Annotated in this window: 30 protein-coding genes and 1 tRNA gene; 6 read left to right on the forward strand and 25 right to left on the reverse strand. The window is 61.5% G+C overall.

The window, feature by feature from the left end; all coding sequences use genetic code 11:
• Positions 1-14 precede the first annotated feature (14 nt).
• The 22 genes from ABIF91_RS07880 to ABIF91_RS07985 form a co-directional block, all read right to left on the reverse strand.
• Positions 15-1,244 (reverse strand): phage tail protein I, encoded by a 1,230-nt coding sequence (locus tag ABIF91_RS07880; RefSeq protein WP_424578970.1) that lies wholly within the window; start codon positions 1,242-1,244, stop codon positions 15-17.
• A 2-nt stretch (positions 1,245-1,246) separates the two neighbouring features.
• A complete protein-coding gene (locus tag ABIF91_RS07885; protein WP_424578971.1) occupies positions 1,247-2,116 on the reverse strand; it encodes a baseplate assembly protein in 870 nt (289 codons plus the stop codon).
• Positions 2,117-2,128: 12 nt separating this feature from the next.
• Complete coding sequence (locus ABIF91_RS07890; RefSeq protein WP_424578972.1) at positions 2,129-2,485, reverse strand: GPW/gp25 family protein; 357 nt, start codon at positions 2,483-2,485, stop codon at positions 2,129-2,131.
• The gene (locus ABIF91_RS07895) at positions 2,469-2,696 is read right to left on the reverse strand and encodes a hypothetical protein (protein ID WP_424578973.1); all 228 of its coding nucleotides are present in this window, start codon (positions 2,694-2,696) and stop codon (positions 2,469-2,471) included. The genes ABIF91_RS07890 and ABIF91_RS07895 overlap by 17 nt, the downstream gene beginning before the upstream one ends.
• A gap of 11 nt (positions 2,697-2,707) precedes the next feature.
• Positions 2,708-4,201: a hypothetical protein gene (locus ABIF91_RS07900; RefSeq protein ID WP_424578974.1), complete on the reverse strand. Its 1,494-nt coding sequence runs from the start codon at positions 4,199-4,201 to the stop codon at positions 2,708-2,710.
• Complete coding sequence (locus ABIF91_RS07905; RefSeq protein ID WP_424578975.1) at positions 4,201-4,782, reverse strand: hypothetical protein; 582 nt, start codon at positions 4,780-4,782, stop codon at positions 4,201-4,203. The genes ABIF91_RS07900 and ABIF91_RS07905 overlap by 1 nt, the downstream gene beginning before the upstream one ends.
• A 6-nt stretch (positions 4,783-4,788) precedes the next feature.
• Positions 4,789-5,259, reverse strand: a complete 471-nt coding sequence (locus ABIF91_RS07910) for a phage virion morphogenesis protein (protein WP_424578976.1) — start codon at positions 5,257-5,259, stop codon at positions 4,789-4,791.
• Positions 5,259-5,687 carry a phage protein Gp36 family protein gene (locus ABIF91_RS07915; protein ID WP_424578977.1) on the reverse strand — a complete coding sequence of 143 codons (429 nt, stop codon included), beginning with the start codon at positions 5,685-5,687 and terminating at the stop codon, positions 5,259-5,261. Before ABIF91_RS07915 ends, ABIF91_RS07910 begins: the two co-directional genes overlap by 1 nt.
• Before the next feature lie 2 nt (positions 5,688-5,689).
• Positions 5,690-6,046 carry a hypothetical protein gene (locus ABIF91_RS07920; protein ID WP_424578978.1) on the reverse strand — a complete coding sequence of 119 codons (357 nt, stop codon included), beginning with the start codon at positions 6,044-6,046 and terminating at the stop codon, positions 5,690-5,692.
• Positions 6,047-6,134: 88 nt separating this feature from the next.
• Positions 6,135-7,115 carry a major capsid protein gene (locus ABIF91_RS07925; RefSeq protein ID WP_424578979.1) on the reverse strand — a complete coding sequence of 327 codons (981 nt, stop codon included), beginning with the start codon at positions 7,113-7,115 and terminating at the stop codon, positions 6,135-6,137.
• Between the two features lie 114 nt (positions 7,116-7,229).
• A complete protein-coding gene (locus ABIF91_RS07930) occupies positions 7,230-8,144 on the reverse strand; it encodes a hypothetical protein (protein WP_424578980.1) in 915 nt (304 codons plus the stop codon).
• 411 nt (positions 8,145-8,555) lie between these two features.
• Complete coding sequence (locus ABIF91_RS07935) at positions 8,556-8,846, reverse strand: hypothetical protein (protein ID WP_424578981.1); 291 nt, start codon at positions 8,844-8,846, stop codon at positions 8,556-8,558.
• A 73-nt stretch (positions 8,847-8,919) separates the two neighbouring features.
• On the reverse strand, positions 8,920-9,195 hold the full coding sequence (locus tag ABIF91_RS07940; protein ID WP_424578982.1) for a hypothetical protein: 276 nt from the start codon (positions 9,193-9,195) through the stop codon (positions 8,920-8,922).
• Between the two features lie 244 nt (positions 9,196-9,439).
• Positions 9,440-11,065: a DUF4055 domain-containing protein gene (locus ABIF91_RS07945; RefSeq protein WP_424578983.1), complete on the reverse strand. Its 1,626-nt coding sequence runs from the start codon at positions 11,063-11,065 to the stop codon at positions 9,440-9,442.
• 20 nt (positions 11,066-11,085) lie between these two features.
• Positions 11,086-12,552 carry a phage terminase large subunit gene (gene terL, locus ABIF91_RS07950; RefSeq protein WP_424578984.1) on the reverse strand — a complete coding sequence of 489 codons (1,467 nt, stop codon included), beginning with the start codon at positions 12,550-12,552 and terminating at the stop codon, positions 11,086-11,088.
• A 264-nt stretch (positions 12,553-12,816) separates the two neighbouring features.
• Positions 12,817-13,512 carry a hypothetical protein gene (locus tag ABIF91_RS07955; RefSeq protein WP_424578985.1) on the reverse strand — a complete coding sequence of 232 codons (696 nt, stop codon included), beginning with the start codon at positions 13,510-13,512 and terminating at the stop codon, positions 12,817-12,819.
• A 242-nt stretch (positions 13,513-13,754) separates the two neighbouring features.
• The gene (locus tag ABIF91_RS07960; RefSeq protein WP_424578986.1) at positions 13,755-14,294 is read right to left on the reverse strand and encodes a hypothetical protein; all 540 of its coding nucleotides are present in this window, start codon (positions 14,292-14,294) and stop codon (positions 13,755-13,757) included.
• A gap of 60 nt (positions 14,295-14,354) precedes the next feature.
• Entirely contained in the window at positions 14,355-14,546 is a 192-nt protein-coding gene (locus ABIF91_RS07965; RefSeq protein WP_424578987.1) for a hypothetical protein, read from the reverse strand.
• A gap of 23 nt (positions 14,547-14,569) precedes the next feature.
• Positions 14,570-14,902 carry a thioredoxin family protein gene (locus tag ABIF91_RS07970; RefSeq protein ID WP_424578988.1) on the reverse strand — a complete coding sequence of 111 codons (333 nt, stop codon included), beginning with the start codon at positions 14,900-14,902 and terminating at the stop codon, positions 14,570-14,572.
• Positions 14,899-15,315, reverse strand: coding sequence for a hypothetical protein (locus ABIF91_RS07975; RefSeq protein ID WP_424578989.1), 417 nt, complete (start codon positions 15,313-15,315; stop codon positions 14,899-14,901). The genes ABIF91_RS07970 and ABIF91_RS07975 overlap by 4 nt, the downstream gene beginning before the upstream one ends.
• Positions 15,315-15,452, reverse strand: a complete 138-nt coding sequence (locus ABIF91_RS07980; RefSeq protein ID WP_424578990.1) for a hypothetical protein — start codon at positions 15,450-15,452, stop codon at positions 15,315-15,317. The genes ABIF91_RS07975 and ABIF91_RS07980 overlap by 1 nt, the downstream gene beginning before the upstream one ends.
• A gap of 22 nt (positions 15,453-15,474) precedes the next feature.
• A tRNA-Trp gene (locus tag ABIF91_RS07985) sits at positions 15,475-15,548 on the reverse strand.
• 570 nt (positions 15,549-16,118) lie between these two features.
• Here ABIF91_RS07985 and ABIF91_RS07990 point away from each other — a divergent pair.
• Complete coding sequence (locus tag ABIF91_RS07990) at positions 16,119-17,201, forward strand: hypothetical protein (protein ID WP_424578991.1); 1,083 nt, start codon at positions 16,119-16,121, stop codon at positions 17,199-17,201.
• Positions 17,202-17,674: 473 nt separating this feature from the next.
• Here ABIF91_RS07990 and ABIF91_RS07995 read toward each other — a convergent pair whose 3' ends face one another.
• Both ABIF91_RS07995 and ABIF91_RS08000 read right to left on the reverse strand, forming a co-directional pair.
• Positions 17,675-17,944 carry a hypothetical protein gene (locus ABIF91_RS07995; RefSeq protein ID WP_424578992.1) on the reverse strand — a complete coding sequence of 90 codons (270 nt, stop codon included), beginning with the start codon at positions 17,942-17,944 and terminating at the stop codon, positions 17,675-17,677.
• The gene (locus tag ABIF91_RS08000) at positions 17,941-18,270 is read right to left on the reverse strand and encodes a hypothetical protein (RefSeq protein ID WP_424578993.1); all 330 of its coding nucleotides are present in this window, start codon (positions 18,268-18,270) and stop codon (positions 17,941-17,943) included. Before ABIF91_RS08000 ends, ABIF91_RS07995 begins: the two co-directional genes overlap by 4 nt.
• Here ABIF91_RS08000 and tnpA point away from each other — a divergent pair.
• From tnpA to ABIF91_RS08015, 3 genes are read left to right on the forward strand one after another with little or no spacing between them, the layout of a single operon-like run.
• A complete protein-coding gene (gene tnpA, locus ABIF91_RS08005; RefSeq protein ID WP_424578819.1) occupies positions 18,241-18,663 on the forward strand; it encodes an IS66-like element accessory protein TnpA in 423 nt (140 codons plus the stop codon). The genes ABIF91_RS08000 and tnpA overlap by 30 nt on opposite strands.
• Positions 18,660-19,016, forward strand: a complete 357-nt coding sequence (gene tnpB / locus ABIF91_RS08010) for an IS66 family insertion sequence element accessory protein TnpB (protein ID WP_018273742.1) — start codon at positions 18,660-18,662, stop codon at positions 19,014-19,016. Before tnpA ends, tnpB begins: the two co-directional genes overlap by 4 nt.
• 50 nt (positions 19,017-19,066) lie before the next feature.
• Positions 19,067-19,885 carry an IS66 family transposase zinc-finger binding domain-containing protein gene (locus tag ABIF91_RS08015; protein WP_424578994.1) on the forward strand — a complete coding sequence of 273 codons (819 nt, stop codon included), beginning with the start codon at positions 19,067-19,069 and terminating at the stop codon, positions 19,883-19,885.
• A gap of 35 nt (positions 19,886-19,920) precedes the next feature.
• On the opposite strand, the gene ABIF91_RS08020 is transcribed toward ABIF91_RS08015, so the two are convergent.
• A protein-coding gene (locus ABIF91_RS08020) for an IS3-like element ISRj2 family transposase (RefSeq protein WP_129557670.1) occupies positions 19,921-21,050 on the reverse strand; the annotation gives its coding sequence in 2 pieces (ribosomal slippage) (positions 19,921-20,798 and positions 20,798-21,050; 1,131 coding nt in all).
• Between ABIF91_RS08020 and tnpC the strand changes: the two genes are divergently transcribed.
• Entirely contained in the window at positions 21,014-21,985 is a 972-nt protein-coding gene (tnpC, locus tag ABIF91_RS08025; RefSeq protein ID WP_424578995.1) for an IS66 family transposase, read from the forward strand. The two genes, ABIF91_RS08020 and tnpC, sit on opposite strands and share 37 nt — an antisense overlap.
• The gene (locus tag ABIF91_RS08030; RefSeq protein WP_063712394.1) at positions 21,982-22,632 is read left to right on the forward strand and encodes a UPF0149 family protein; all 651 of its coding nucleotides are present in this window, start codon (positions 21,982-21,984) and stop codon (positions 22,630-22,632) included. Before tnpC ends, ABIF91_RS08030 begins: the two co-directional genes overlap by 4 nt.
• Positions 22,633-22,804 lie beyond the last annotated feature (172 nt).

The following is a 22,804-nucleotide window of genomic DNA, read 5'->3' on the forward strand; positions in this document are numbered from 1 at the left end:
CCTGGGGGCCGCCGTCAAGCGACCTTCTTGATTTCGCCGAGCTTGAAAGACCCCAGCTTTCTCCGGTCCTTCAGACGAACGACGCGGTAATTGACCGTGTCGACGAGGACGGTGTCGCGGAGGGGCTTGGCGGAGACGATCGCCCCGCAGGCGTCGTCGAGCTTCGACATGTCGGTGGGAAGGCGGAAGCCATTGCGGAAGCGGCCACCAAAGCCTTGAGCCGGCGAGCGCTTCAGCGGAACGCTGACTCTTGCCTGTGCCGTGTAGGCTGGGATGCCGTACCGCATGTGACCGCGATAAGACTTGGTGGACAGACCTGCAGGCAGATCGTCCTTGTTGTGGAGCGCCACTCGGTCATAGATCCAGTAGGCAGCATCGGTCTCGCAGCGGAAGTTCTTGCCGCGCCACGATCCGTTGTAATCGTGGAAGTGCTGCGCCGGATAGGCGTCGTGACGCTCTGCGATCTGGACCGGCTTGACGTCCTGGGGCGTGAGCCCCGACGTCACCGATACAAGGTCGGAAGCCGCCTGGTTGAGGCGCACCGTGACGATGTTGTCGGTTGCGTCGGTAGGCGCATAGAACTTGTGCCCGCGAAAGCCATCGGTGTGATAGTCACGAGTCGAGTTGCTGCCGAAGGAGATGCGCTCGACGGCTTGGCCGCCTAGCTCGGTCATCGCCTCCAGTTTGACGAAGGTCTCAACGCCGTTCCTGAATATCGATGCCTTGCGCCCGTAGAGCTGCGGCCCAAGGCTGGGCTCACGGAAATTGTCGTTCCGGAAGTAGTGGACCGGCATCCGAAATTCTCGGGGACCGGCCGGGTCGCGGATCACGTAGGGATACATGCGGATCTGCGGCAGCTTCACCAGCCACGACATGAACTCTCCGTTCGTCATCGCCGGGATGCGGTAGCCGCGCGCAGGCGGAACGATCAGATCGTTCAGCGCGCAGTCCACGATGTCGAGGTAGGTGGCAACACCGGCCTTGGTGCCCTTGATCCGGTGATGCGAGACGGCGTCGGCGACGACCTTGCGCTTCTTCGCCTCTGGCCAGTCTGGATCCCAGAGGTCAACCGAAAGGGACCAGGCCAGATACGGCAGGTCGTCGATGTGGCATCGGAATGGATCCCACAGCCGGCGCAGGCGATCGGTGTCCAGCGCCAGCAGTCGCTCCACTTCCGAGGCCAGAGTGCGCTCGTAGACGGTCGCGTTCGGCGCCAGGATGTTGTCCATCAGGCGCTCGGCCATGATTACTCCTCGCGGGTGGTTGCCACGCTCACGCTGGCCGACTCGATCCAGACGACCTTGTCAGTTCCGACGTTGATGTCCTGGAAGTCGATCTCGACGTTCTGCACGCCCTCCTGAGTGAGGGCCGCAAGGACCGCCGAGCGCTTCAGATCGCGACCGATCATGGAGACACGGTTGCGCAGCGCGTTCAGCGACTTGTTGATGTCGGCGACGACGATTGAGGCGTCAGGGCCAGGGTAGAGCGTGATTTTTGCTTCGAGATCAGCCGGCACCTTGACGACCGGCAGAACGGAGATGTCGTCTGTCAACGGCTTGATGCCGTCTTCCATGAGCCGGTCATAGACCGCGTCGACCAGGGACGAAGAAGGCACCGGGTTGGTGCCATCGGCCATGATCGTCACGGTGACCCTGCCCGTCCCCCGCTCCGCTACCGCGGTCACATCCCGAATTGACGTCGAGACGCTAAGCGCGTGGAACATGTAGGCGCCAGGGCTGCCGGCGGTCGTGAAGCTCTCCATCGAGAGCTGGATGCGCCTGCGGAGCCGATCGTTCTTCTCATCAGTCATGCGCGCCACGTTGAAGCGGGCGCCGATGACTTCGAGGTCAGAACCGGTCGCGAACGGCAGCATGCTGGCACGCGCCGCGGCGTTGATCCGTTTGCGGACGATCATCTCGCCGTAGGCCTCAGCCTCGAGGATGATGTTGGTGGGTGACTGCTCCAGGGCGATAGCCGCCGCGAGCTTGTCATTCTTGGAGACCACGTCGTCCTGGTACCGCTTGAGCAGCACCTCGTAGTCGATCTCCTCAATGACCTGAGGAGGAGGAAGTCTCGCGAAATCGATGTAAAGCGCGGGAGACTCGAAACTGGGCATTGGGAGGCTCCCTTAGATCGTTGCTTTAATCCTCTTCAGCTGAGCATCGATCAGGTCGACTCCATCGACCGTGAAGGTGATGTCTCCGGTCGAGTCGAATGCGTCGATCGCGACCTTGGTCACCTTGAACTCCGGCTCGTAGGCGTTGATGGCGGCGATGGCCGCCATGATGCCCCCGAAGATGACCTCTTCGTTGCCGGGCTTGTCCTGCATGTCGATGAAGTTCGATCCCCACCACAGCCGCATCAGACGACTGCGCAGCCGGGTGGTGAGGATGACGTAGATGCTCTGCTTGATGCGGGGCCAGCCTTGGATCAGCTCGCCCGTCTCACGGTCGATGTCGACCAGGTGCTCAGTTGACGTCGCCATCGGCCGGCGTCTCCGTCACTTCCGCACCCAGCGCGGGGGCGGGCTCGACGGGGGCGACAGCTGCTTCGACCTTCTGTGCCACCTCGGCGACCTTCTCGGCGACCGCGTGCTTGAGGTACTTCACTTCCTTCTCGACCGCGTAGATCACGGCGCCGACTTCCTGCTCGATGCCGTTGCGGAAGAAGGATCGGATAACGGTGTAGGCTTTCATTGTTCTCTTTCTTAAGCGATGTTGGCCCAGACCCTGTTTGAAGGGCCCGCCTCGGTCATGACTCGCACTTGAGCCATTTCCTTCGGCCCGCCAACGCCGAGATTGACCCGGCCTTGGTTGATGTAGACCCAGCGACCATCGACGCCGCACGAGCACTCTGCAGCGCCCTTCACTTCGACGTAGTCTTCCTGGATCGTGACGCGCGAGGCGTCCTCGCCTTGCGAGACGACGATCTCGTGGTCGGTGATGTAGATCTTGGAGGCGTCTTCGCCGCCTTGAGTTATCGTGATGTCCTCTTCGGTCATCACCATCTTGGCGTTTTCGTCCTCGCCGAACTGGACCGTCAGGTCTTCCTCGGTCCACTTGACGAGCGCTTTCTTGTCCTTGAACTGGATCTTGACCTGGTTCTCGTCCATCAGGACGTCGCCTTTGGCGTCCTTTTCGCCGTAGCGGATGTGGACCAGCTTCTCGTCCTGGCGGTAGTACGACTTGAATTTGCCGACCGTCTTGAGAACGGACTCCTTCGTGGATTTCACCTGCGTGACGCCGTCCTCGCCATCTTCCGGGATTTCGGGAAGCTTCGGGGCCTCAGTCTGTTGCGACTGGCTGCCAGCAGCGTCACCGCTGCCCGAACCACCGCCACCGTAGCCACCGCCGCCAGAGCCGCCGAGTGATGCCGGGACGCCGGCTGCACCGCCGGCGCCGCCGCCGATCATCTTGCCGACGACGCCCATCAGCCCAGCGGATTTGACCTGCTGTGCGATGTTCACGACGTTGCCGAGCTGCGCCAGATCGGGCAGGCCGGCCATCTTGGCCAGGTTGCCGATGTCAGCGAGCTGCGAGATGTTGGTGAGGCCGCCCAGCTGCGTGAGCTGAGTCAGGTTGGTCAGGTTCGAGATGTCGAGGTTGGCGAGGTTGCCGAGATTGCCCAGGTTGCCGAGACCGCCGAGCATGCTGGAGAAATCCATGCCGCTCAGGCCGGCCAGCTGACCGAGACCTGCAAGGTCGCCGAGGCCGCCGATGTCCCCGAGTCCGGGGAGACCGCCGCCCTGCTTCTTGGACTTGATGATCAGGTGGTTGGTGTCTTTGGTCTGGTGGACCCAGTGCTGCTGATCCTCTTTCTCGTGGATCAGGCCAACCGTTTCATCCTGCTTGCCGTGCGGCGACGGCGTGTCCGGCCCATAGTGATAGGGCTCGACGGTCGCCAGCTCGGCGTGGCCACCGACCGACCGCAGCAAAGCGTGCTGGCCGACTTTCGGTGGCGTCGAATACTTGATGGTGGAGTGCGAGTGGGCCTGCCAAGGCATCCAGCCGCTCTTGAAGGTGTCCTGCTTGGAGAACGTCTCGCCTCCGGACGGCGTTTGGTCATCGCCATCGTTCATTTTGACGTACCAGCGATCCTTCTCGTACTTGACCTGAACGATCTTTCCGAGACGCTCTTTGTTCTGAAATTTGCGCTCCAAGTCCTGGAGCCGGCGCTCCATGGCATGGATTGCGCGAACCATTATGGAACCTCTGGTGTTACATCCAACTCTTCGGTGTCGCCGTAGCGCTGCGTGTGGACGTTCCCGCGAGCGGTGACCGTGGTGCTCGGCGTCTGCGTGACCATCTTGCCGTTGAACCAGACGAAGTCGCGGCCCAGCACCTTGTTGGTGCCGATCATGAGGTCGCTGACCCACTCGACCACGCCAACGGTCACGCCCTCACGGCGCAGCACCGGCTGGCTCAGTCGCTGGAATTTGACCTTGTCGGCGGGACCTGCGTCCTTGTTGCCGAACTGGTTCTGGTTGGCCCAGATCGCGACCTGCTCGACCATGTCCCAGGCGCGGCCATCGCCATCGAGCGAGGCGAACTTGTTCTCATCGATCAAGACGCACACGACGCGGAGGCAAGCGTTCAGCTCGCCCGTGCTGTGGTGCTCGGTCGGCACATTCATGACGGCGACACGCGCGCAGGGGGTCTTGAGGACCCAGTCAGCGATGTCGTGCTCGTCGAACAAACCGTCGTACCAGTCGACGTCCAGCTGCGGGATGAGGCCCTTCAGCCCGTCGATGACGTTCTGACGGAACTCAGTGATCTTTCCCATCTGCTGCTACTCATCGAGGTAGTCGCGGATCATCTTGGAGATCCGCTTGATGTTGGACTGCGAGAAGCCCATGAACGGGCGCGGCGGAATTTGCGGCGACGGCTTCTTCGGCCGGTATTTGCCCTTCACGCGCCGAACGCCGTTCTGCAGCCAGCTGGCCTGCTCGGCGTCGGTGAAGATCATGAAGCCGTGATCGCTCACGTCTCCGACCTGGACGCTGCCGGCGAGATCGCCGTGCTCGAGCAGGATGGCGGTGGAGCCCTTCAGCTCTGCCGTCAGCGCGCTGATCGCCGCCCACTTCTCACCGTCAGACCCGCGCTTGGTGCGCAGGATGCGGTTCTTGGTCGAATTGACCATGTACTCGGCGGCTTGCTGCATGACCGGCCGCATGTGATCGGCCTGGTGGAGCAGTCGCTCGAGTCGCTTGGTCAGCCGGCTGAAGTCGCTGGCGTCGATCTTGAGCTGAAGGCCTGACATCAGGCCCTCCAGGTATCGAAGCTGCGCCCGCTCCGCTTGACGTTCGGATCAGTCGTGACCGGGTTGCCGTTCTCGTCGGTGCCGGTGACCGGCGGCAGGCCGAGACCGACCTTGCCCGTCGAAATCTTTTCCAACATGGCGAGCGCATCTTCGAAGCGCACCCGCATTTCGTCGGTGCGGACGCCGCGCCCGAGCGCCATCTTGTAGATGGCGATGTCGATGGCACAGGTCCGGACGACGCCCGGCGTTGGAACGACCGGGACGGTATACTGCGCCGACAGGTAGGCGTTACAGACCTCGTCGGCGGACTGAAGGCCGCGCGCCACGACTTCCGGGTCGGGCGTGCCGTCCTTGTTGTAATCGGCTACGCGAACAAGGAGGTCAGTGCCGTAAAGCTCGTCGATGTCCTCTTTGGTCGCGTAGGGCATGATTACTTCTTCTTCTTGCTCTTGGCGGGCTTATCGGCGGCGGTCTCTTCGCCGGCCTGCTCGCCGCCGTCATCGCCAGCCTGCTCGGTGGTTTCGGCGGCGGCCTTCTCGGCAGCTTCCTTTTCAGCGGCTTCGGCAGCAGCCTTTTCGGCAGCCTCCTTCTCGGCGGCTTCCTTGACGGCGGCTTCCGCAGCAGCTTTTGCAGCCACGTCATCCGTCACTTCCTCGCTCGCGTGGTAGGACACGCCGGGAAGCTGAGCTGCACGAACAGCACGGACTTCGTCAGAAACGAGCCGACGATCGCGGCGCTTGTAGTTCGCAGCCGCCTCACGGGCTCGAAAGCCCTTCGCTCCAATCATGATTGTCTCCAGTGTCACAAAGAGCCCTCCCCGGCTTTCACCGAGGAGGGTCTTGTGTTTCAGGTGTTAACCGTCTGGGGTCAGACGATTAGGCCGCCAGCTTGTGCTTGAAGGCGACGATGCGGACGATCTTCGGATCGTACACGCGCTTCCAGTTGGCGACGTCGGCCAGCTCGGAGTTCGCGGGGGTGACGCCGGCCTGGTTGGTGCCGAGCCACTTGATGCCGCGGGGATGCATGACCCACTGGCGGCGGTTCACGATGTACTCCTGGCCCATGCCCTTCAGAGCCTGGCGCTCGACTTCCACCGGCACCTTCGGCGACTTCTCACCGAAGCCGACCGCGCCGGGGCCGAAGATGTAGGTCGTGAACACGCGGTTCGCGCCCGCACCGGAGACCGGCATGCTGTCGTCGACGATGACGGTCTTGCCGAGGTAGGTCGGGATCGTCAGCTTGCCCTGGCTGTCGGGCACGAAGTCGATCAAGTCGGCCTTCACCATCGCCTTCAGGGTCAGCGAGTGGACCGCAACGGCGGAGAGACCACCCTGCTCGTCGCCGAGCAAGAAGGCGGAGTCGATGAACGAGTCGGCATCGAAGTTTTCGGCACCGCCGGTCAGGCCGGAGATGTCGTTCACGTTGGCCGCCATGTCGGCCGAGCCCATCGCACCAGCGAGGGTCGCGAGCAGAGCGGTCTGCATGCGCTTGTTCCACCAGTCGGCGAAACGGTTGGCGATTGCGTCGATCGGGTCGGCGCCGGACAGGTCGGCGGCGAGGTCGGTCGAGCCGAACGCCTTACCGCGCAGGAGCTTCACGGCCACGTCCTGGCCCGACGTCATCTTGCTGACGGTCAGGTCGGTCGTGTCGTCGAGCACCTGCTCGGCGTCAGACGCATCGAGATCGTTGAAGAACGGCATGTTGACCGTCTTGCCTTCGATCTCGGCGTCGATGACGCTGGTCAGGTCGGTGATGATGCCCGACTGGAACAGCTCGGACTTCTGGGTCGACAGGACCTGGACGTACTTGTTGAACTTGGTCGGGACAATCATGTCCGCGAGACGAGTCTCAGTCATTTCTCACTCTTGAGGTTTGACTGGCCTTTGCTTCTGATGGCAGCTTTTTGCATTCGTGCAAACGCCGGGGCGCAATGCGTCCCGGCGCTGCAGTGAATGAGACGTTTTGGGGTGTTAGTCCGTGACGCCGGCTACAGCCTTCAGCTGCTTGGCCAGTTCAGGTTTGGTGTTTTCGAGCAGCATCTGCTGCGTCAGGTTGTAGGTCTCCTTGACCCAGGGGTTCGGCTGCTTGGCGCCGCCCGGGGGAGTCCCGTTGTGGCCGGGGGTGAGCCCCATGCCGCGCTTCTCCTCGGCTTTGAAGAGAGACGCGCTCTTTTCGCGGATCTCAGCGACGAGATCGGCGACGGTGAAGGGGGTTCCGTTATGGTCCTTGATGCGGGGGTTGCCGTTGGTGTCGATGACATCGACGACGACCTTCCCGTCCTTCATGGACGACCGGACGTACTTGCTCACCAGAAGTTCGACGGCATCCCGCGCGTCGTCCAGTGGGTTGGCTTTTGCGACTTCAGCCTTGATCTGGCCATCGGCCATCACGGACTGAAGCTGCCCCGTCAGGCTTTCGATCGTCGCCTTCTGGCCGTTGACCTGGGTGACCAGCTCGGTCTCACGCAGGTTGAACTGCGCGGTGAGCTGACCCTTGAAGGTCTCCAGCTTGGTGGTGGCGATCTGCTCGGCCTGCTTCTCGGGATCGAGTGCAGCCAGTCGTTGCGCCGTTTCGATAGCCGTCTTGGCGGCTTCCGGCGTGATTTCACCGAAGGCACCGATACGCTCGATCGCAGTGCGAGCCGCGGCGGCGTCGAGGCCTTGGTAGGGCTTGAGCTGCTCGGTCAGAACGGCAACGTTGTTGCGCTCCGCGCCGAGGGCGCTCTTGAGGCCCTGGACGTTGTCGAGTTGGAAACCATCGATCGGCGTCACGTTGAGGAAGAACTTCCCGTCCTTCTCGACATAAAACCCGCGATGACCTTCTTCGACGGTGTTGAGATCAGTTACGACTGCTTTAAGCATATCCATCCCGGAAATGCGGGGCATCCCGCCCCTCGTGATAAAAGGCCCAGGGCATCCCGCCACTGAGCCGGCGATATCCCCGAGGACCGGGGAATCGATTTTGCCGGCACTGGTCGCTTCGAGGCCGTCCCGGCTCTCGATTGATCAGCGCTGGCGAATTGGTTTTGTTCAGCGGTGGCGTGGGCGTGCGACACGCTCTTGGGTATCTCTGCTCGTCTTGTGCGGGATGCGAGCTGAGACCGCTGAAACCGCGCTCAACCCGACCGGGGAGCGCGATAAGAAACATGTCGCCGACTTACTGGCCCGGCGAAGGCCGCCGAAAAGAGCCACGCCCATGCGTTGGCACGAGCGGGGGAAGTGGTGGAGTGAGGAAACTGAAAAGCCGCCCAGGTCGTCCCTGAGCGGCTTGAAGAGGCTCTCTGATGAGAGGGGTAGTTAGGCTGCCTGCTGCAGCTCCTCCGCGATGACGGGCTCGAAGTCTCGTTCGAGCGTTTCGGGTGTTTCGAACCCGAGCGATCCATCAGCGAAGAGGACGATGATGTCGCCCGCAGTGCAGGACTGCACGCCGTGCGGGGTGTTCATCGTGAGACCTCCGAGGCGATTGATCACCAGCTCTCCGGACTGAAGGCCACGGACCAGCCACGGGGGCGGGACTTCGTCGGCAACCTGGCCCCACAGGGGCGATTTGAAGGCTTCGACCAAGATGTTGCGGTGGAAGAGCTGCACGGGCACTCCATTTGCATTCAAGCAAATGAAAAAGCACAGTACCCCGGTTTTGTCAAGCCCCCTGCAAACGGGGCTACTTCGAAACCAGGAGGACCCAGATGACGAAAATTGCCGAGAGGAACCCCGGCAGCCAGTACGGCATGGTCACCGCGAAGAGCATCAGGATCAGCAGCTTCCGGAGTCGATTCGCCCGGCGCAGCTCGATGACCTGTGGCGAGACAGGCTCAGTCGGAACTATCTCGATCTGAGACGAGCCGGACTGGAGACGGCGCTGGGCCAGGGTCGCTTCGTCCAGCTCGAACAGCGCCAGGGTCTTCTGCCACAGGCTTTTGCTTGATGCGGGCTCCATCTTTGACCTTCGTCTTGCCTTTGACGTTGAACTTCGGGTCAAAGCAAATCGGGCAGCAGTAGTACTCGTCGCCGACCAGCTTACCGAACATGACCACGGACTTCGGGATCATCCTGACAAGCTCCTGCACCAGCGTGCCCTGCTTCAGAGAGCAGGGCTCGCAGTAATACGGTTCAGCCTTGAATGTCAGTTCGATCTCAGCCATGGGACCGCGGCAAGTAGCACTTGCATTCCTGCAAGTCAATCAGATTTGCTTTTTCGGGCGCAGCTGACCGGGCGGGAAGTCGGGCTTTGGCTGGTTTTGGTTAGCAGCCGGTGCGGTCGACGAGGAGCTTGAACCCCCTGCCGGCGCCGCGCCGCCGGCACCGCCAGCCTTGGCCGGGTCTGCCTGAGTCCATCGACCAGGAAACATGTTATCAGGGTTCGCCTGCATGAGCTGATCAACCTGGGCCCAGAGCGCAAGTTCCGCCTTGATGTCGAAGTCATCGCCCAAGAGGTTGCGGGCTCGGATCTCCTGCAGCAAGACCTCGCGAGACAGACCGCGCTGAGCCCACAGGCTGGCGAGCTGCGCGACTTCAGCGAGCCGGTCCTTCGTGTTCGAGAACTCGGTGTTCAGGACGGCGGTGACCTGGCTGTAGTCCTTGCTGGTCCACTGCCCCATGAAGCGGATCGCCTTCTCCAGCGCATCCTGGCAGTTGATCGCCATGTCGTGGACGACCGAGTGGACCCGGGTCTCCTGGATGTCGCGCTCGTTCTGCGGGACGTACTGACGGTGTGTGCCCGTGACCGGGTTCAGCGCCATCATGTCCATCTGCATCTCAAGTTTTTCGAGATCCTTCATGCCGGAGTCGATCGCCGTGCCCTTGGGCTCGACGTAGTACCAGCGACCGTTGGCCTCCGGAGCGTACAGAACCTTGTACGGGCCGATCGCGAATTGTGCCTCGTCGTCCGGGTCGATCTGGACGCCGGAGCAGGCCAGCATCGGGAAGCGGGCCGCCGAGAGGATGGAGCGCTGATCCGAGGACGAGATCCAATGCTCGATCTGCTTGTAGGCGAGATCGATGAACACAGGACGCACGGTATAGTCTGCTTCCTTTTCGCCGGCATAGAGCGTGACGAAGGGCACCTCTGCCATGTTGGTCAGCGGCGTCTCGCCGATGAAGTCCCAGTTCGAGCCACCCGAGGTCGCCTTCTGCTCCCAGAGCTGCACGATACCGGACGTCTTGGTCGGATCGATCTCGATCACCCGCATCTGGTTGTAGAGGACTTCCTTGAAGCCGTCGCGGGCAGCGCGCTGGCTGCGGATGCGGACATGGACCGTCTTGGTGTCGCCGCCGACATACTGGTCGTAGGCGGCAGCCACGTCGTCGACCTTGAACAGCTTCATGAACGGCCGGGGACCAGCCGCCTTCTGGGCGGCGAGGTTCGGCAGATTGTAGGTGTCCGGGTGATCCACCAGGATGTGGCACATGCCGTCCAGCATGGCATTGTTGAAGAACTGGTGGGCGAAGACGTGCAGGTGTGTGCCGAGCAGGTCGATGTCCTGCACCCACATGTCGAGGTCTGGATCGCCGTTGAGCACCTTCAAGAGTGTGCGGAAGGGCTTCGCCGATGCGGCGTCAACCGCCTCACGCAGCTTGTTGAGCGCGAAGGTCGATGCAAGGCGAGACTGGTACCGCGTGTCCGACTCCTTGTCGTACTGCGGCAGGAAGGTCTGCGCCTGGGCGCGCATCGTCTCGGTGCCGCCATAGACGGCGCGGAGCATCGCCGTGCGGGCCTGCATCGTCGTCGCGGCGGACGAAAGCTGGCCCGGGTTGCCGGTCTGTGGCGACGGCGTATAGACATTTTGGTCGGTGGCGTTAGCAGCCATTGTGGTGGGGTGTCCTGACGTTACCAGTCAAGGACCGCCGCCTTCTTTGGACCGAGGAGCGTGTTGAATGCGTCGGAAGCCGCGTCCACTTGGTCGTCATAGGTACCAAGCGGGAAGGTCTCCAACTCATCCGTGAAGCAGGTATTCCAGTGACCTGGCACCATTCTCACGTTGCCGGCCTCCGCCTGCGCGGCGAATGCAGCAGCGCGGACTTCTTTCGATCCGGTGGGGCGTGCAGTCTTGACGATGTAGCCGGCGAGCCGGCGGATGAAGCCCTGGACCTGGCTCTTGCCGGCCTGGCCTGGGTCTTGAGGGAGGAAGATCTGGACGGAGCGGCCATCGTTCTTGGCCGTCTCGAAGATCTTCTTTTCGACTTCGAGCGGTGAGCCGCGGAAGCGGATGATGTTCTCGATGTAGAAGATGCCGCTTGCGTCCTTCGACATCAGGACGCCGACCGTGTAGTCGCCGTCAGCAGATGCGGCCAAATCCCAGGCACGCACGCGGACGCGGCGAGCCGGCAGATCAGCAACGGAAACTGGAACGAACCAGTCACCGCGGAACATGCCGCCGTCGTCGGACATCGGCTGCTGCTGGTACAGCGCGGCGAACGACCGCTCGCCCAAAACGTCGAGACGGTCCATCAGTGCGTTGTACGAGAAGCGGTGCGGCGCGAGCGGCTCGTTGTGCTTGCGGCCGAGCGGATCACCAGGGACGGTGCCATCCTCATTGAGGATCACTTCGCCGTCAGGCGTCTTCTTCACGTAAGGCAGCGCGGGCAGATACAGGATCTCCCACGGGATACCTTTGCCGTCGTTCATTAGCTCGATGAGGCGGCCGGCGATGTCGTCGTAGTGCCACCGCGTCAGCGTGAGGACGATTGCGGCGTCTTCTTCGAGACGGGTGTAAACGACGTCGCGGTACCAATCCCATTGGTCATCGCGGAACGAGGCCGACTTGACTTCCTTGCGGTCCTTGATCGGGTCGTCGATCAGGAAGAGATGGGCGCCCTTACCGGTGGTACCGGAGCCGACACCGACCGCGTAATACTGACCGCCACCGCAATCGTAATCGAGCTGCCATTCGTCGGCAGCGCGCAGGTCGGACCTGATCTTGACGCTCGGAAAGAGCCTTTCGAACTCGCGACCCTTGATGATGTCGCGGACGTTACGGCCGAAGGTCGTCGCGAAGTCGGAGTTGTACGACGCCGAGATGATGTTCTTGCTGGGGTTCCTGGCCATGAAGTAGGCCGGAAAGCGCCGGGTCGACAGCTCGGACTTGCCGTGCCGCGGAGGCGCGAAGATCATCAGGCGTTTGCACAGCCCCTGCTCCACTCGCTCCAGCGCGTCGGCGACCTTGAAGTGAAACGGGTCGGCGTAATATTTGGGGAGCGTGTACTGCGTGAAATCGATGAGGTGCTCGCGGCCCCTCCTACGACGCAGGATTTCGGCCGCTGCCTCCTCGGGGGAGACATCGGTGTACGGGTTCATTTTTCTGGTTGGAGTTTAAACTCCGACCGAGGCCGCGTGCGGCGAACGCCCCCGAAGCGGCGACTCGGTCAGAGTGAAAAAAGGAGGTCCCCACGCCCGCTGGCCAAGCGGATCGTCCTGTCAGTTCAGGACTTAGTATTGCGGTCGCGCGGTGACGCGATCCCGTCAGGGGACTAGTTGGGTTCGCGGAACGTCCCGTGTCCGGAAAAACTTTTCCAAACACGGGCAACTTCTTTCCGAAATCGAACGGACTGAGAACAGCCCTTAGTGGATGTTGAAGTCGGCGGCGTCGAGCTGAGCGAAGACCTGCTTCTCCCAGTGGCGGACCTTGCCGCGCATCACGAAGGAGTACTTCGGGTCCTTCTCGAACTCGGCGAACGGCACGGAGGCCGCGTCAACGTGCTCCATGGCGCGCGGATCGAGCATCGGAACGTCGATGACCGCGCTGCCGAGGCCGAGCGCCTGGCGGGCCGTGTCGTCGATGCCCTTGAAAAACTCCGCGCTGTTGTTCCGGTTGAGCACGACGCAGTGCTTGGAGCCGGCGAGAAGCTTCGAGGTCGCCTCGATCTCGCCGAAGGAGTCCATCGTCGAGCCGATGACGTGCATGACAGCGACGTTGATCTTGCCGTCCTTGACCATGTCGAGGAAGCCGATCTCGGTCAGCAGCGTCAGCGTGTCGGTCAACAGGCCGGCGCGGATGTCGATCAGGGTGATCGAAGAGGTGCTGATGGTGTCGAACACCTTCACCTGGTCATCGGAGTCGCGCAGGTTCACGACTTCGGTGATCGAGGGGTGGAAGCGCTTCAGGCTGCCCTTCGGGCTCTCGGTGTCGAAAGCGCGGGTCTGAAGGCCCTGAGCGCCGAAATAGTCGAGGATGACGCGGGACAGCGTGGTCTTGCCGACGCCGCCTTTGTCTGCGCCCACGATCACGACGGTGGGCATGTTGGGTACGAATGGCATGGTAGTCTCCTTTGGACCGGTGTCGATGATTGGAGCAGGGTCCGGCTCCCGAACGGGTTCGGGCTCCTTGGGCGGTTCGATCTGCTCGGGTGGAGCGATGACTACGGGCCGTGGAAGGTCAGCCGGTCTCTGACTTTCCCACCGTGGTTCGCTGGGGGCCGGTGCGACGACCGGCCGGTGAGGGTTCATAAGCGCCGCGATGCGTTGCCGACGCACATCCTCTGAGGTACGTCGGCCCTTCATCAGTGGACGCTTTCTTTCTTCTCCTCCGCCTTCGGCTTCCGGGCGCGGCTGGCAAGCTCAAGCAGCTCGTCCTCCGACATCTCAGCCGCTTCCTTGCGGACGTTCAGGTTGGTGTGGTTCTCGTCCTTCTGGCCGAGGTAGTTCTTGCCGAGGAAGATGGACGCTGGCGCGTTCTTGTCGGCCAGCGCCATCTGCTTTCTTCGCAGCGAGACCTTGGCGTGCATCAGTCCGTCGTCCCAGACCTCACGCGCTTCGGGATAGGCGTTGAAGAAGTTGGTCAGGGTCCGAGGGCTTACACCGAGGATTGCGGCGGCCTCTTCTTGTGTGCCGAAAAGGCGGGCGATCTCAGCCAGAGCACGTAGCGTATCCTCATCAGGTTGGAGCTTCGTCTTGCGAGGTCCGACGGGACGAGAAAGAAGCTCATCGAGAAAAGCGGTCTCTTTGGCATCCTTCTCGGCGGCGGCTTTGGCTGCGGCCTCGCGGGCAGCCGCTTCCTCTTTCGTCGGCCGGCCGCGGCGACGTTTGGGTAGATCAGCCATTCTTTTTCTTCTTCTTTGACTGAGCCCGGGAGCATGCCTTTCGGCAGAGGCCGGCCCGGGCTAATGTTTGATGTCGGGTATGACGCAGTCCATGTCGAACAGGTCATCCATGACCATCGTCACGATGATGCCGTCTGGCGGCATCGCAACGTCGAGGACTTCCGCTTCCTCAGGGTCGTCGGTCTCCATGTCGAAGCGGTCGTACATGGCGATGATCGGGATGGAGAAGCCGCCCTCGTAGACGATGGTCATCGACACGAAGTCGATGGTGAAGCCTACGGTCCTTCCGGGGCCGGCAGCGCGGTCTTGATCCATTGCAGTATCTCAGCCTTGGAAGCGGCGCCGGTCCGCATTGCGGTCACGACGCCCTTGTCGATCGCCAACAGGGCTGGGATCTGGTTGACCTTGTAGCGCTGCGCCACGAGCATGCAGTGCTCGACGTTTGCCGAGTAGAAGTCGACGCGGTCGCCGAGCTGCTTCTCGATATCGACGAGCAGCGGTGTCATTGCCTTGCAGGGCTGACACCACTTGGCCTCGAACTTGATGACGATCGGCTTGGTGGCACCTTCGATTGCTTCGATGAAGGTGGTGTCGGTTAGCGGTTTCATTTCGAGAAGATCTTTTTGAGGGACGAAATGCCGGCCACGCCACAGATCGTGAGCACGATCTGCTCCTGCATGGTGTTGTAGGGGGCCGGCAACGCCGCGATCTGCCAGCTTCCGACCTCGTGGCCGAACAGCGGCATGCTGTCGAACACGACAGCCGCGACATGGGTGAACAGGACGGCGAAGGCGGTGGGGACCATCCAGGCCGTGAACCAATGCTCGCGGTCGTCCTTGCGCATCTCGGCCGCCATGCGGGCGACCTCGACCTTGTAGCGCAGCTCCGCCACGTTCAGCGTGACGTCACCGCCGACTGCGGTCTTCCACTTCCCCAGATCCGCGTCGGTCTTCTTGTTGAGCCACTCCAGAAACCCGGACGCCAGTCCAGGGACGAAGCTGAGCAGCTTGAAGACCCACATTACTCGCCGGCTAGGCGCATCAGCGCGTTGAAGGCTTTGGTCCACTGCCGGTTCTCGGCGGGCGTCCAGGTCTTCTTCTTGGCGCCGGCTTCGAGCAGCTGGACTGCGCCCTTCTTGGCTGCTTGCTTGATGGTCATGACGTTCTCCTTGTTTGAAAGCTGGCACCGGAGGAGGTACTCGAAACCTCGCACGACAGTTTTGGAGACCGCGCGCCTACGCCGGAGGACTCCGATGCATGAATTTTCAATGGCGTGAATTGGATGCCCGCCTCTTACTTCCGGACCAGGCCGCGCGATGGGTTGTCTGGCACTCGGGTTCGTGAGGCGGGTTTGGGTTGGTGCCAGCGGGAGGAGTTGAACCAACGACCTGCAGGTCATGAGTCCGCTGCTCTACCGTTGAGCTACCTTGGCGAATTAGGCAGAGCCGTTAGCGGGCGCAGGCCCAACGGCTCCGAGATATCCTGCGCTCAGCTCATTATTTGACGTTTCGGCTGGCACCGAGAAATTTAGGCCGTGAACACATAAATCTGCCAGGCTGACGGTTTGCCAGAGTCCGCTATGCCCCGAAAGCGACCAAATTTCGCATCGCAGCGAAACGACGCTAAGTGCCACGAGCTGACATCGCCGCGAAAAGCGCCCGGCGTTTAGGCGCTTCAATTTGGGGCGGGCTCGAGATCAAGGCCTTCCCCACGAATTCGCAACCTAATGCCGTTTTTGTTTTCGCTTTGACTCCAACACCGTTTCGGAGCACTATTTTAAGGAGTATTTCAAATCGGATTCTCTTTCTCCTTGAGAGGTGTATTCATGAAATCGCTATTTGCTGTTCTGTCGGCTTTGATCATTAGCGGGTTCGCCTCTCCAGCTTCTGCGGACAATGGGTGCAAAGACGTCTTGGTCAATGGCACGATGACGACCACCCAACTGAGATCCCACACCTTCTTTCTTCAAATACTTGCTGCCGAATTTGCGCAGAAGACCGATGAGCAAACCGACGAGAAACTATCTCACGACGGCTCAATGAGTTGGGCCGGCATAGTTTTTGGCGGTAAATTCAATAAGGACGATGTGAAGCGTTATATTCAGGAGCTTCGAACGAAGCTGGATGTAAGCACCGTATTGAACCATGAATCATCCGTTTTGTTGGCGTCGGGCGACCCTAAGATTTTGGAGGCTTGGTCCAAGTGCATGCAGGACAGGAGGGGACTATCGATGAGGTTCGAGGCTTCGTCGGCAAAAGCGGTCACATTGATTCTTGAGTGGTACGCTTACCCCGTCGCTCCAGGTGTTTCGACCGATACCAAACTAAAGGACGATATTCTTATTCCGAAGGACAAAGAGAAAGACGTCCAGGTCGTAGCCGGAAAGGAATGTCTTTCCGCTAAAAACGCGTTGAGAGATAAAGTCCCCTGCACTGTTAATCTCGAATTTAGCTCTGGAGCGATAGACCTGCTGCTCATTGCAAATGCAATCCATGGCACGGCTGACGCCTATCTTCCGCAACGTCTCGTTCTCAAGCCTGAGCAAGAGATTTGGCAGCCTCAACCTGGAGAGGAAAAAACGGTCGGACTTTACGCCTTCTCGGAAGATACACGGAGTAAGTCGGTCTGTTTGGCCCCCAAAAAGGACTGGTCTTTTATCGCCGCGACAATGGAGGCGAAACAATCACATTACGATGGGCCATCCGGCGCAGGGCGTTGCTCGGGAGAAATCAAACCCAACACGCCAACTTTTCTATGTTTCAATTCCCGCATGGTGCCAAACCCCAGTGGCGACCATCACTGCAGCGCGACACTGGTAGGTGAGATAATTCATTACAACGTCGTAGATGGGTTAGGCTTACAAAAAGGCGTGCAAATGGAACAGATTCAAACGTTTCAATTTCAATAGCACGGCTAATAGCAGGACCAGCATGGGCTACCGGTCCTGTGGGCCACCTATTTCGTTGGTCAGAAGATGACCAGAACGGCTTTGAGCACGACCACTGCGATGATCGCATTCACGGTCGCGGCCGGATGCGCCGCAACCCAGTTCACTGCGTATTCGTGAACGGCTTTGACTTTGTCCATTGTCTTTTCCTGGTTGAAAGGGTTGGGGCCAGAGGTTTTGCAGCCGGTGGGCGCCGGCTGATTTGTTCTCTGGCGCACGGGGCGGGTAAAGGAGGGGAAACCCCGCAGCCGTGCGGCCGGGCTGGGTCAGACGGTGCGCGACAACCCTTCGGTGCGCGCCTCCCTGTTACACAAACAGCTCCGGGTTAGCCTTTTGCAGCCAGGCGCTTGCGACGTCGCTTGCGCTCAAGCTTCAGTTCAGCAAGAGCTTTCTCCTTGCTGATGCGTTTCTTTTTCTTGGCCATCGTGCTTTCTTCAGGCAACGTGCTCCTGCGGGATGCGCCAGTTCGGCGGCACCGTCGAAATCGCAAGGCACAGGTTGGGGACGAGCTTTTCGAGCACCCAGTCCGCGTGCGCCTGCTCGATACCCTCGCCCGGTCGAACGAGCTTTGCGTTCGAATAGAGCTTCGTGACAGGGTCGCCGTATGCGAGCGGCTCCCATTCCTTCGGGTTGAGGCGCAGCCAGGCGATCATCGCCTCGGCATGCTTCTTGGATGAAGCAACCATTGCGTTCAGCATGGTCATTCTTTCTGGGCGATAGCCTGGTCGATCCAGGCGTAGATTTCCGGGTTGTCGCGCCGGGCCATCATCATGACCGGCGTCAGTCGGTTGACGACGGTCTCTTCACTTGCCCTGCTCTTCAGCTTTGCGGCGTCCCAGCAGGCGTGGTTGATTTCGTGTTCGAGCGTCTCGGCGAAGCCTAAGTCAGGCAGGTCGGTGCGGACCTTGATCGATAGCGGTACGACGACCCCACCTCGTTTAGGTGGACGGGATGAGCGAGACTCGCGCGTGGATTTGACAACGCGAGGGACGCTCGTTCCATGCATCAAGACAGACATCAAGACGGGCATGATGCCGCCTCCTATCAGCGGATCGAGGTGATCACAGGGGAGAGGCGACGGCGCAGTTGGAGCGATGCGGAGAAGGCGCGGATCGTGGCCGAGAGTGCCGATCCGGAGACGAGCATTTCCGAGGTGGCTCGACGCAACGGGGTGAACCGGGGACTGCTCAGTGTGTGGCGGCGCCAGGCGCGGCTCGCGTCGAGCGAAGCGCCGCAGTTCGTGCAAGTCAGGCTCCAGGCCGCCGTCGAGGCGCAGCCGAACGCGATCGATAAGGCGCATGTTCTGACGGATCCGGCCGAGCGGATCGAGGTGATGATCGCGGGCGCGACGGTGCGCGTGCCCGTCGGCGTCGACGCCGCGACGCTGGAGCGCGTGCTGGCGGCGGTGAGATCGACGCGATGATCTCTTTCGGTCCAATGGTCCGTGTGTTCGTCGCGACGCAGCCGATTGACTTTCGTAAAGGCGTTCATGGCCTTGTCGCGCTGGTAGCGGAGGGATTAGGCGGCAAGCCCTACAGCGGTGACGTTTATGTCTTCCGATCGAAGCGATCGGATCGTTTGAAGCTACTGGTTTTTGACGGCTCGGGAATGGTTCTAGCGACGAAGTGGCTGGAGAATGGGGGCTTTGCCTGGCCACCTGTTCGCGAGGGTACGATGCCGGTGACGGGGGCGCAACTGGCGATGCTGATTGAAGGTCTTGCGGAGTGGTCGCGTGTGGTCCCGAAGGTGACGAAGCGGCCGACGAAGGTTGCCTGAAGCGTCTTGTTTTGCTGGCGATTGCGAGTGCGTTCGTGTAGCTCTGCGATATGGCGCTTCGCCCCGAAGATCTCCCCTCTGACCCTGCGGCTCTTGCCGAGATGGTGCTGGCTTTCGAAGGCGAGAACGATGATCTGCGCGCAGAGATCGCCACGTTGAAGAGCCTGATCTTCGGCGCACGATCGGAGCGCGCGGCGATCGTCTGCGCCGAACAGATCGCGTTTGATCTGGAACGGACCGCCGGCTCACAGCTCCCGGCCAATGACGACAAACCGGACGCGCCGCGGCCGGAGCGGCGCAAAGCGAAGCGCAACATCGGCGCGCTGCCGGCGCATCTGCCTCGGGTCGAGCGGGTGATCGAGCCGGCGTCCACGCTGTGCCCGTGCTGCACGGGTCAGATGCATCGGATCGGCGAGGAGAGCAGCGAAGCGCTCGATCGGGTTCCCGCGTGGCTGCGCGTGCTCCGCACGATCCGTCCAAAATACGCCTGCCGCTCCTGTGAGGGCCCGATTGTCCAGGCCCCGGCACCGGCGCGGCTCGTCGAGGGCGGCATGGCAACGACGGCGCTGATCGCGCATATCGCCGCGGCCAAATATGCCTGGCAATCGACGCTCTATCGCCAGACGCAGATCCTGGCGGGTCAGGGTGTCGTCGTCGACCGTCAGACGCTGGCGCGCTGGATGGGGAGCGCGGCGTGGCTGGTCAGGGGCCTCTACGATCTGCAACTGAAGACTATGCACGGCTTCGAGCGGCTGTTCAGAGCTGGCCCCGGTTGTTTGGACAGCGCCCCGCTGGATTTAAGTGGATTCCTGCCGGGTTATGCTGAACGCGGGGCTTTACGGTTTTGTCGTTGCGTCGGGAGGGCGTAGCCCGACCAGAGCGACGACAAAACCGTCGGCGACGGTCATGCGGCCATCACCATAGCTTGCGTGCCGAAGTAAGCCTCGTCGGGCGTGCGCCCGTCAAGGCTCGAGTGAGGGCGTCCCTGATTGTAGAAGGCCAGATACTTGGCAATTGACGCTCGCGCCTCGGACACGCTGTCGTAGGCGCGGAGATATACTTCTTCGTATTTGACCGTGCGCCAGAGCCGCTCGACAAACACGTTGTCGCGCCAGGCGCCCTTGCCGTCCATGCTGATGGCGATCTTCGCGTCCAGCAGCACATCGGTGAACTCGAGGCTGGTGAACTGGCTGCCCTGATCCGTGTTGAAAATCTCGGGCCTGCCGTGCTTCGCCAACGCCTCCTGGACCGCTTCGACGCAGAAGGCCGCCTCCATTGTGATCGAGACGCGATGGGCCAGGACCCGTCGGCTGAACACATCGACGACCGCCGCGAGATAGACGAAGCCACGCCGCATCGGAATGTAGGTGATGTCCATTGCCCACGCATGGTCGGGCCGCTCGATCTTCAATCCGCGCAACAGGTACGGGTAGATCTTGTGACCCGGAGCCGGCTTGCTCGTGTTCGGGCGACGATAGACCGCCTCGATCCCCATGCGCTTCATCAGCGTCGCGATGTGGCGGCGACCGGCGTATACGCCCTCCCGCCGCAGCAACGATCGCAGCATACGCGCTCCCGCGAAGGGATAATCGAGATGCAGCTCATCGAGCCGACGCATCAAGGCAAGGTCCTCGGCCGAAACTGGCCGAGGTTCATAGTAGACCGTGCTGCGAGCCAGCTTCAGGACCTTCGCCTGGCGCACGATAGAAAGATCATGATCGCGGTCGATCATCGCTTTGCGCTCAGCAGGCCCGCCTTGGTGAGCGCGCCGGACAAAAAATCGTTTTCCAACGCCAGCTCGCCGATCTTGGCATGTAACGCCTTCAAATCGACCGGCGTCTCGGCCGATGTCTTGTCATGCCCAAACACGCCGGCGGCGCCTTCCAGGAGCTGGTTTTTCCAGATCGTGATCTGGTTCGGATGAACATCAAACAGTTGCGCCAGCTCCGCCAGTGTCTTGTCGCCTTTGACCGCAGCCAAAGCAACCTTCGCCTTGAATGCCGGAGAATGCGTCCGGCGGCTCTTCTTCGTCATCTTCGCTCCTGATTCGCAGCAAGAATCCTCGCCGCTGTCAGGCAGAAAATCCACTCAAGCTACTGTCCGAATTTGCGGGGCCAGCTCTGTTCTGCGACGAGACGCCGATGCCAGTGCTCGATCCGGGACGCGGCCGCACGAGGATCTGCCAGTTCTGGGCGCACGCGACGGACGATCGGGCGTGGAAGGGGCCGGCGCCGCCGGCGGTCGCCTACGTGTTCGCAGGTGGTCGCGGCAAAAAGGAGATCGTGGCGCAGTTAGCCGGCTTCGAAGGCGTGCTGCAAGTCGACGGCTATGCCGCCTACGCCTCGCTGGCGGGCGATGCGATGATGTCGGGCCAGATCCAGCTGGCGTATTGTCTCGTTCACGCGCGCCGCAACTTCGTGAGGGTGCACAAGACGACGAACTCACCCTTCGCCGCGGAGGTCATCGAGCGCATTGCGGCCGTCTACGCGATCGAGGAGAGGATCCGCGGTCTCGATGCTGGGGAACGCCGCGCGACGCGACAGGCCGAGACGAAGCCGCTGATGGAGGCGTTGAGGGCCCGTCTGATCGCGGTGAAGGACGGGATCTCCCGCCGCTCGACGCTCATCAAGGCGATCGACTACATGCTCGAACGCTGGCAGGGCCTGACGACGTTCCTGGATGACGGGCGGCTCGAGCCGGACACCAACACGGTCGAACGATCGATCAGGCCAATTGCGATCGGAAAAAAGAACTCGTTGTTCAGTGGTGACGAAGGCGGGGGCGAGACCTGGGCGATACTCGCTTCGCTTCTTAACACAGCGAAATTGAATGGCCTCGACCCCGAGGCGTATCTCGTCGACGTTCTCGATCGCATGGTGAGCGGCGCCACGAAGACCAACCAGCTTCACGAACTTCTGGCCTGGAACTGGAAGGCCGCACGCGAAGCCGAAAAGCGGGCCGTGGCATGACGAAGCCGAAGCAAGGGCGGGGAACGCGAAAAGCACGCAAGACGACGATGGCGGACTATGCCATGTCGTTCGAACGGCTCGGGCAATGGATCAGCAAGCGCGCCAGGTCGCCGACGCTTCGGCATCCGCGGGCGACGTCGCTCTCCATGCTCGATGGCGCGGTGGCCGCGGTCGTCGCCGGGCCGGTCTCGATGGCGTCCGAGGAATGGGTGTGCCCGCTCCTCGGCGTAGATCCCGACGCCTTCAATCACGACACCGAGGAGTTCTCGGCAATCGCCGCCACGCTGATGCGCCACAACGCTATCAGCGAGACGCTGTCGACGAGACCGGAGAGCTTCGAGCCGCTGTTCGTGCGATCACCGGACGGCGAAGTCGACCCGCAGCCCTGGTGCATGGGCTTCTACGCCGTCATGAAGCTTCGGCTTCTCGTCTGGTCGCGGCTTCTCCCCCCGAATGGAACCGAACACCTTATGCTGCGGCCGATCTTGGTCCATTGCATCGACGACGCCGGTCGACCCTTGCTACCCCCGGCCCGGCGCACGCTGGGAACGCAGCCCATCATCCAAAACGCCTGGCGCAACATTCCAGCAACCGTCGAGGCCCTCCGGCAGTTCTGGATGCCTATACGCTTCAAGCGCGGTGCGTAGGCCGTCCGCACCAAGTCCGTGGCTCCGTGGGCCTCTCGTACCGTTTACCCTTGATCTCGAAGGCGAATATCTGGCAGACGCCCTTGCAGCCTCGGCTTCAGCCTCCTCTGGATCCCAGTGGATCAGCCTGTACTCGAAGATGCCAATCTTGATGGTCGACGGGAGCTTGGTC

Source organism: Bradyrhizobium sp. USDA 241 (assembly GCF_049739505.1).
Lineage (GTDB): Bacteria > Pseudomonadota > Alphaproteobacteria > Rhizobiales > Xanthobacteraceae > Bradyrhizobium > Bradyrhizobium liaoningense.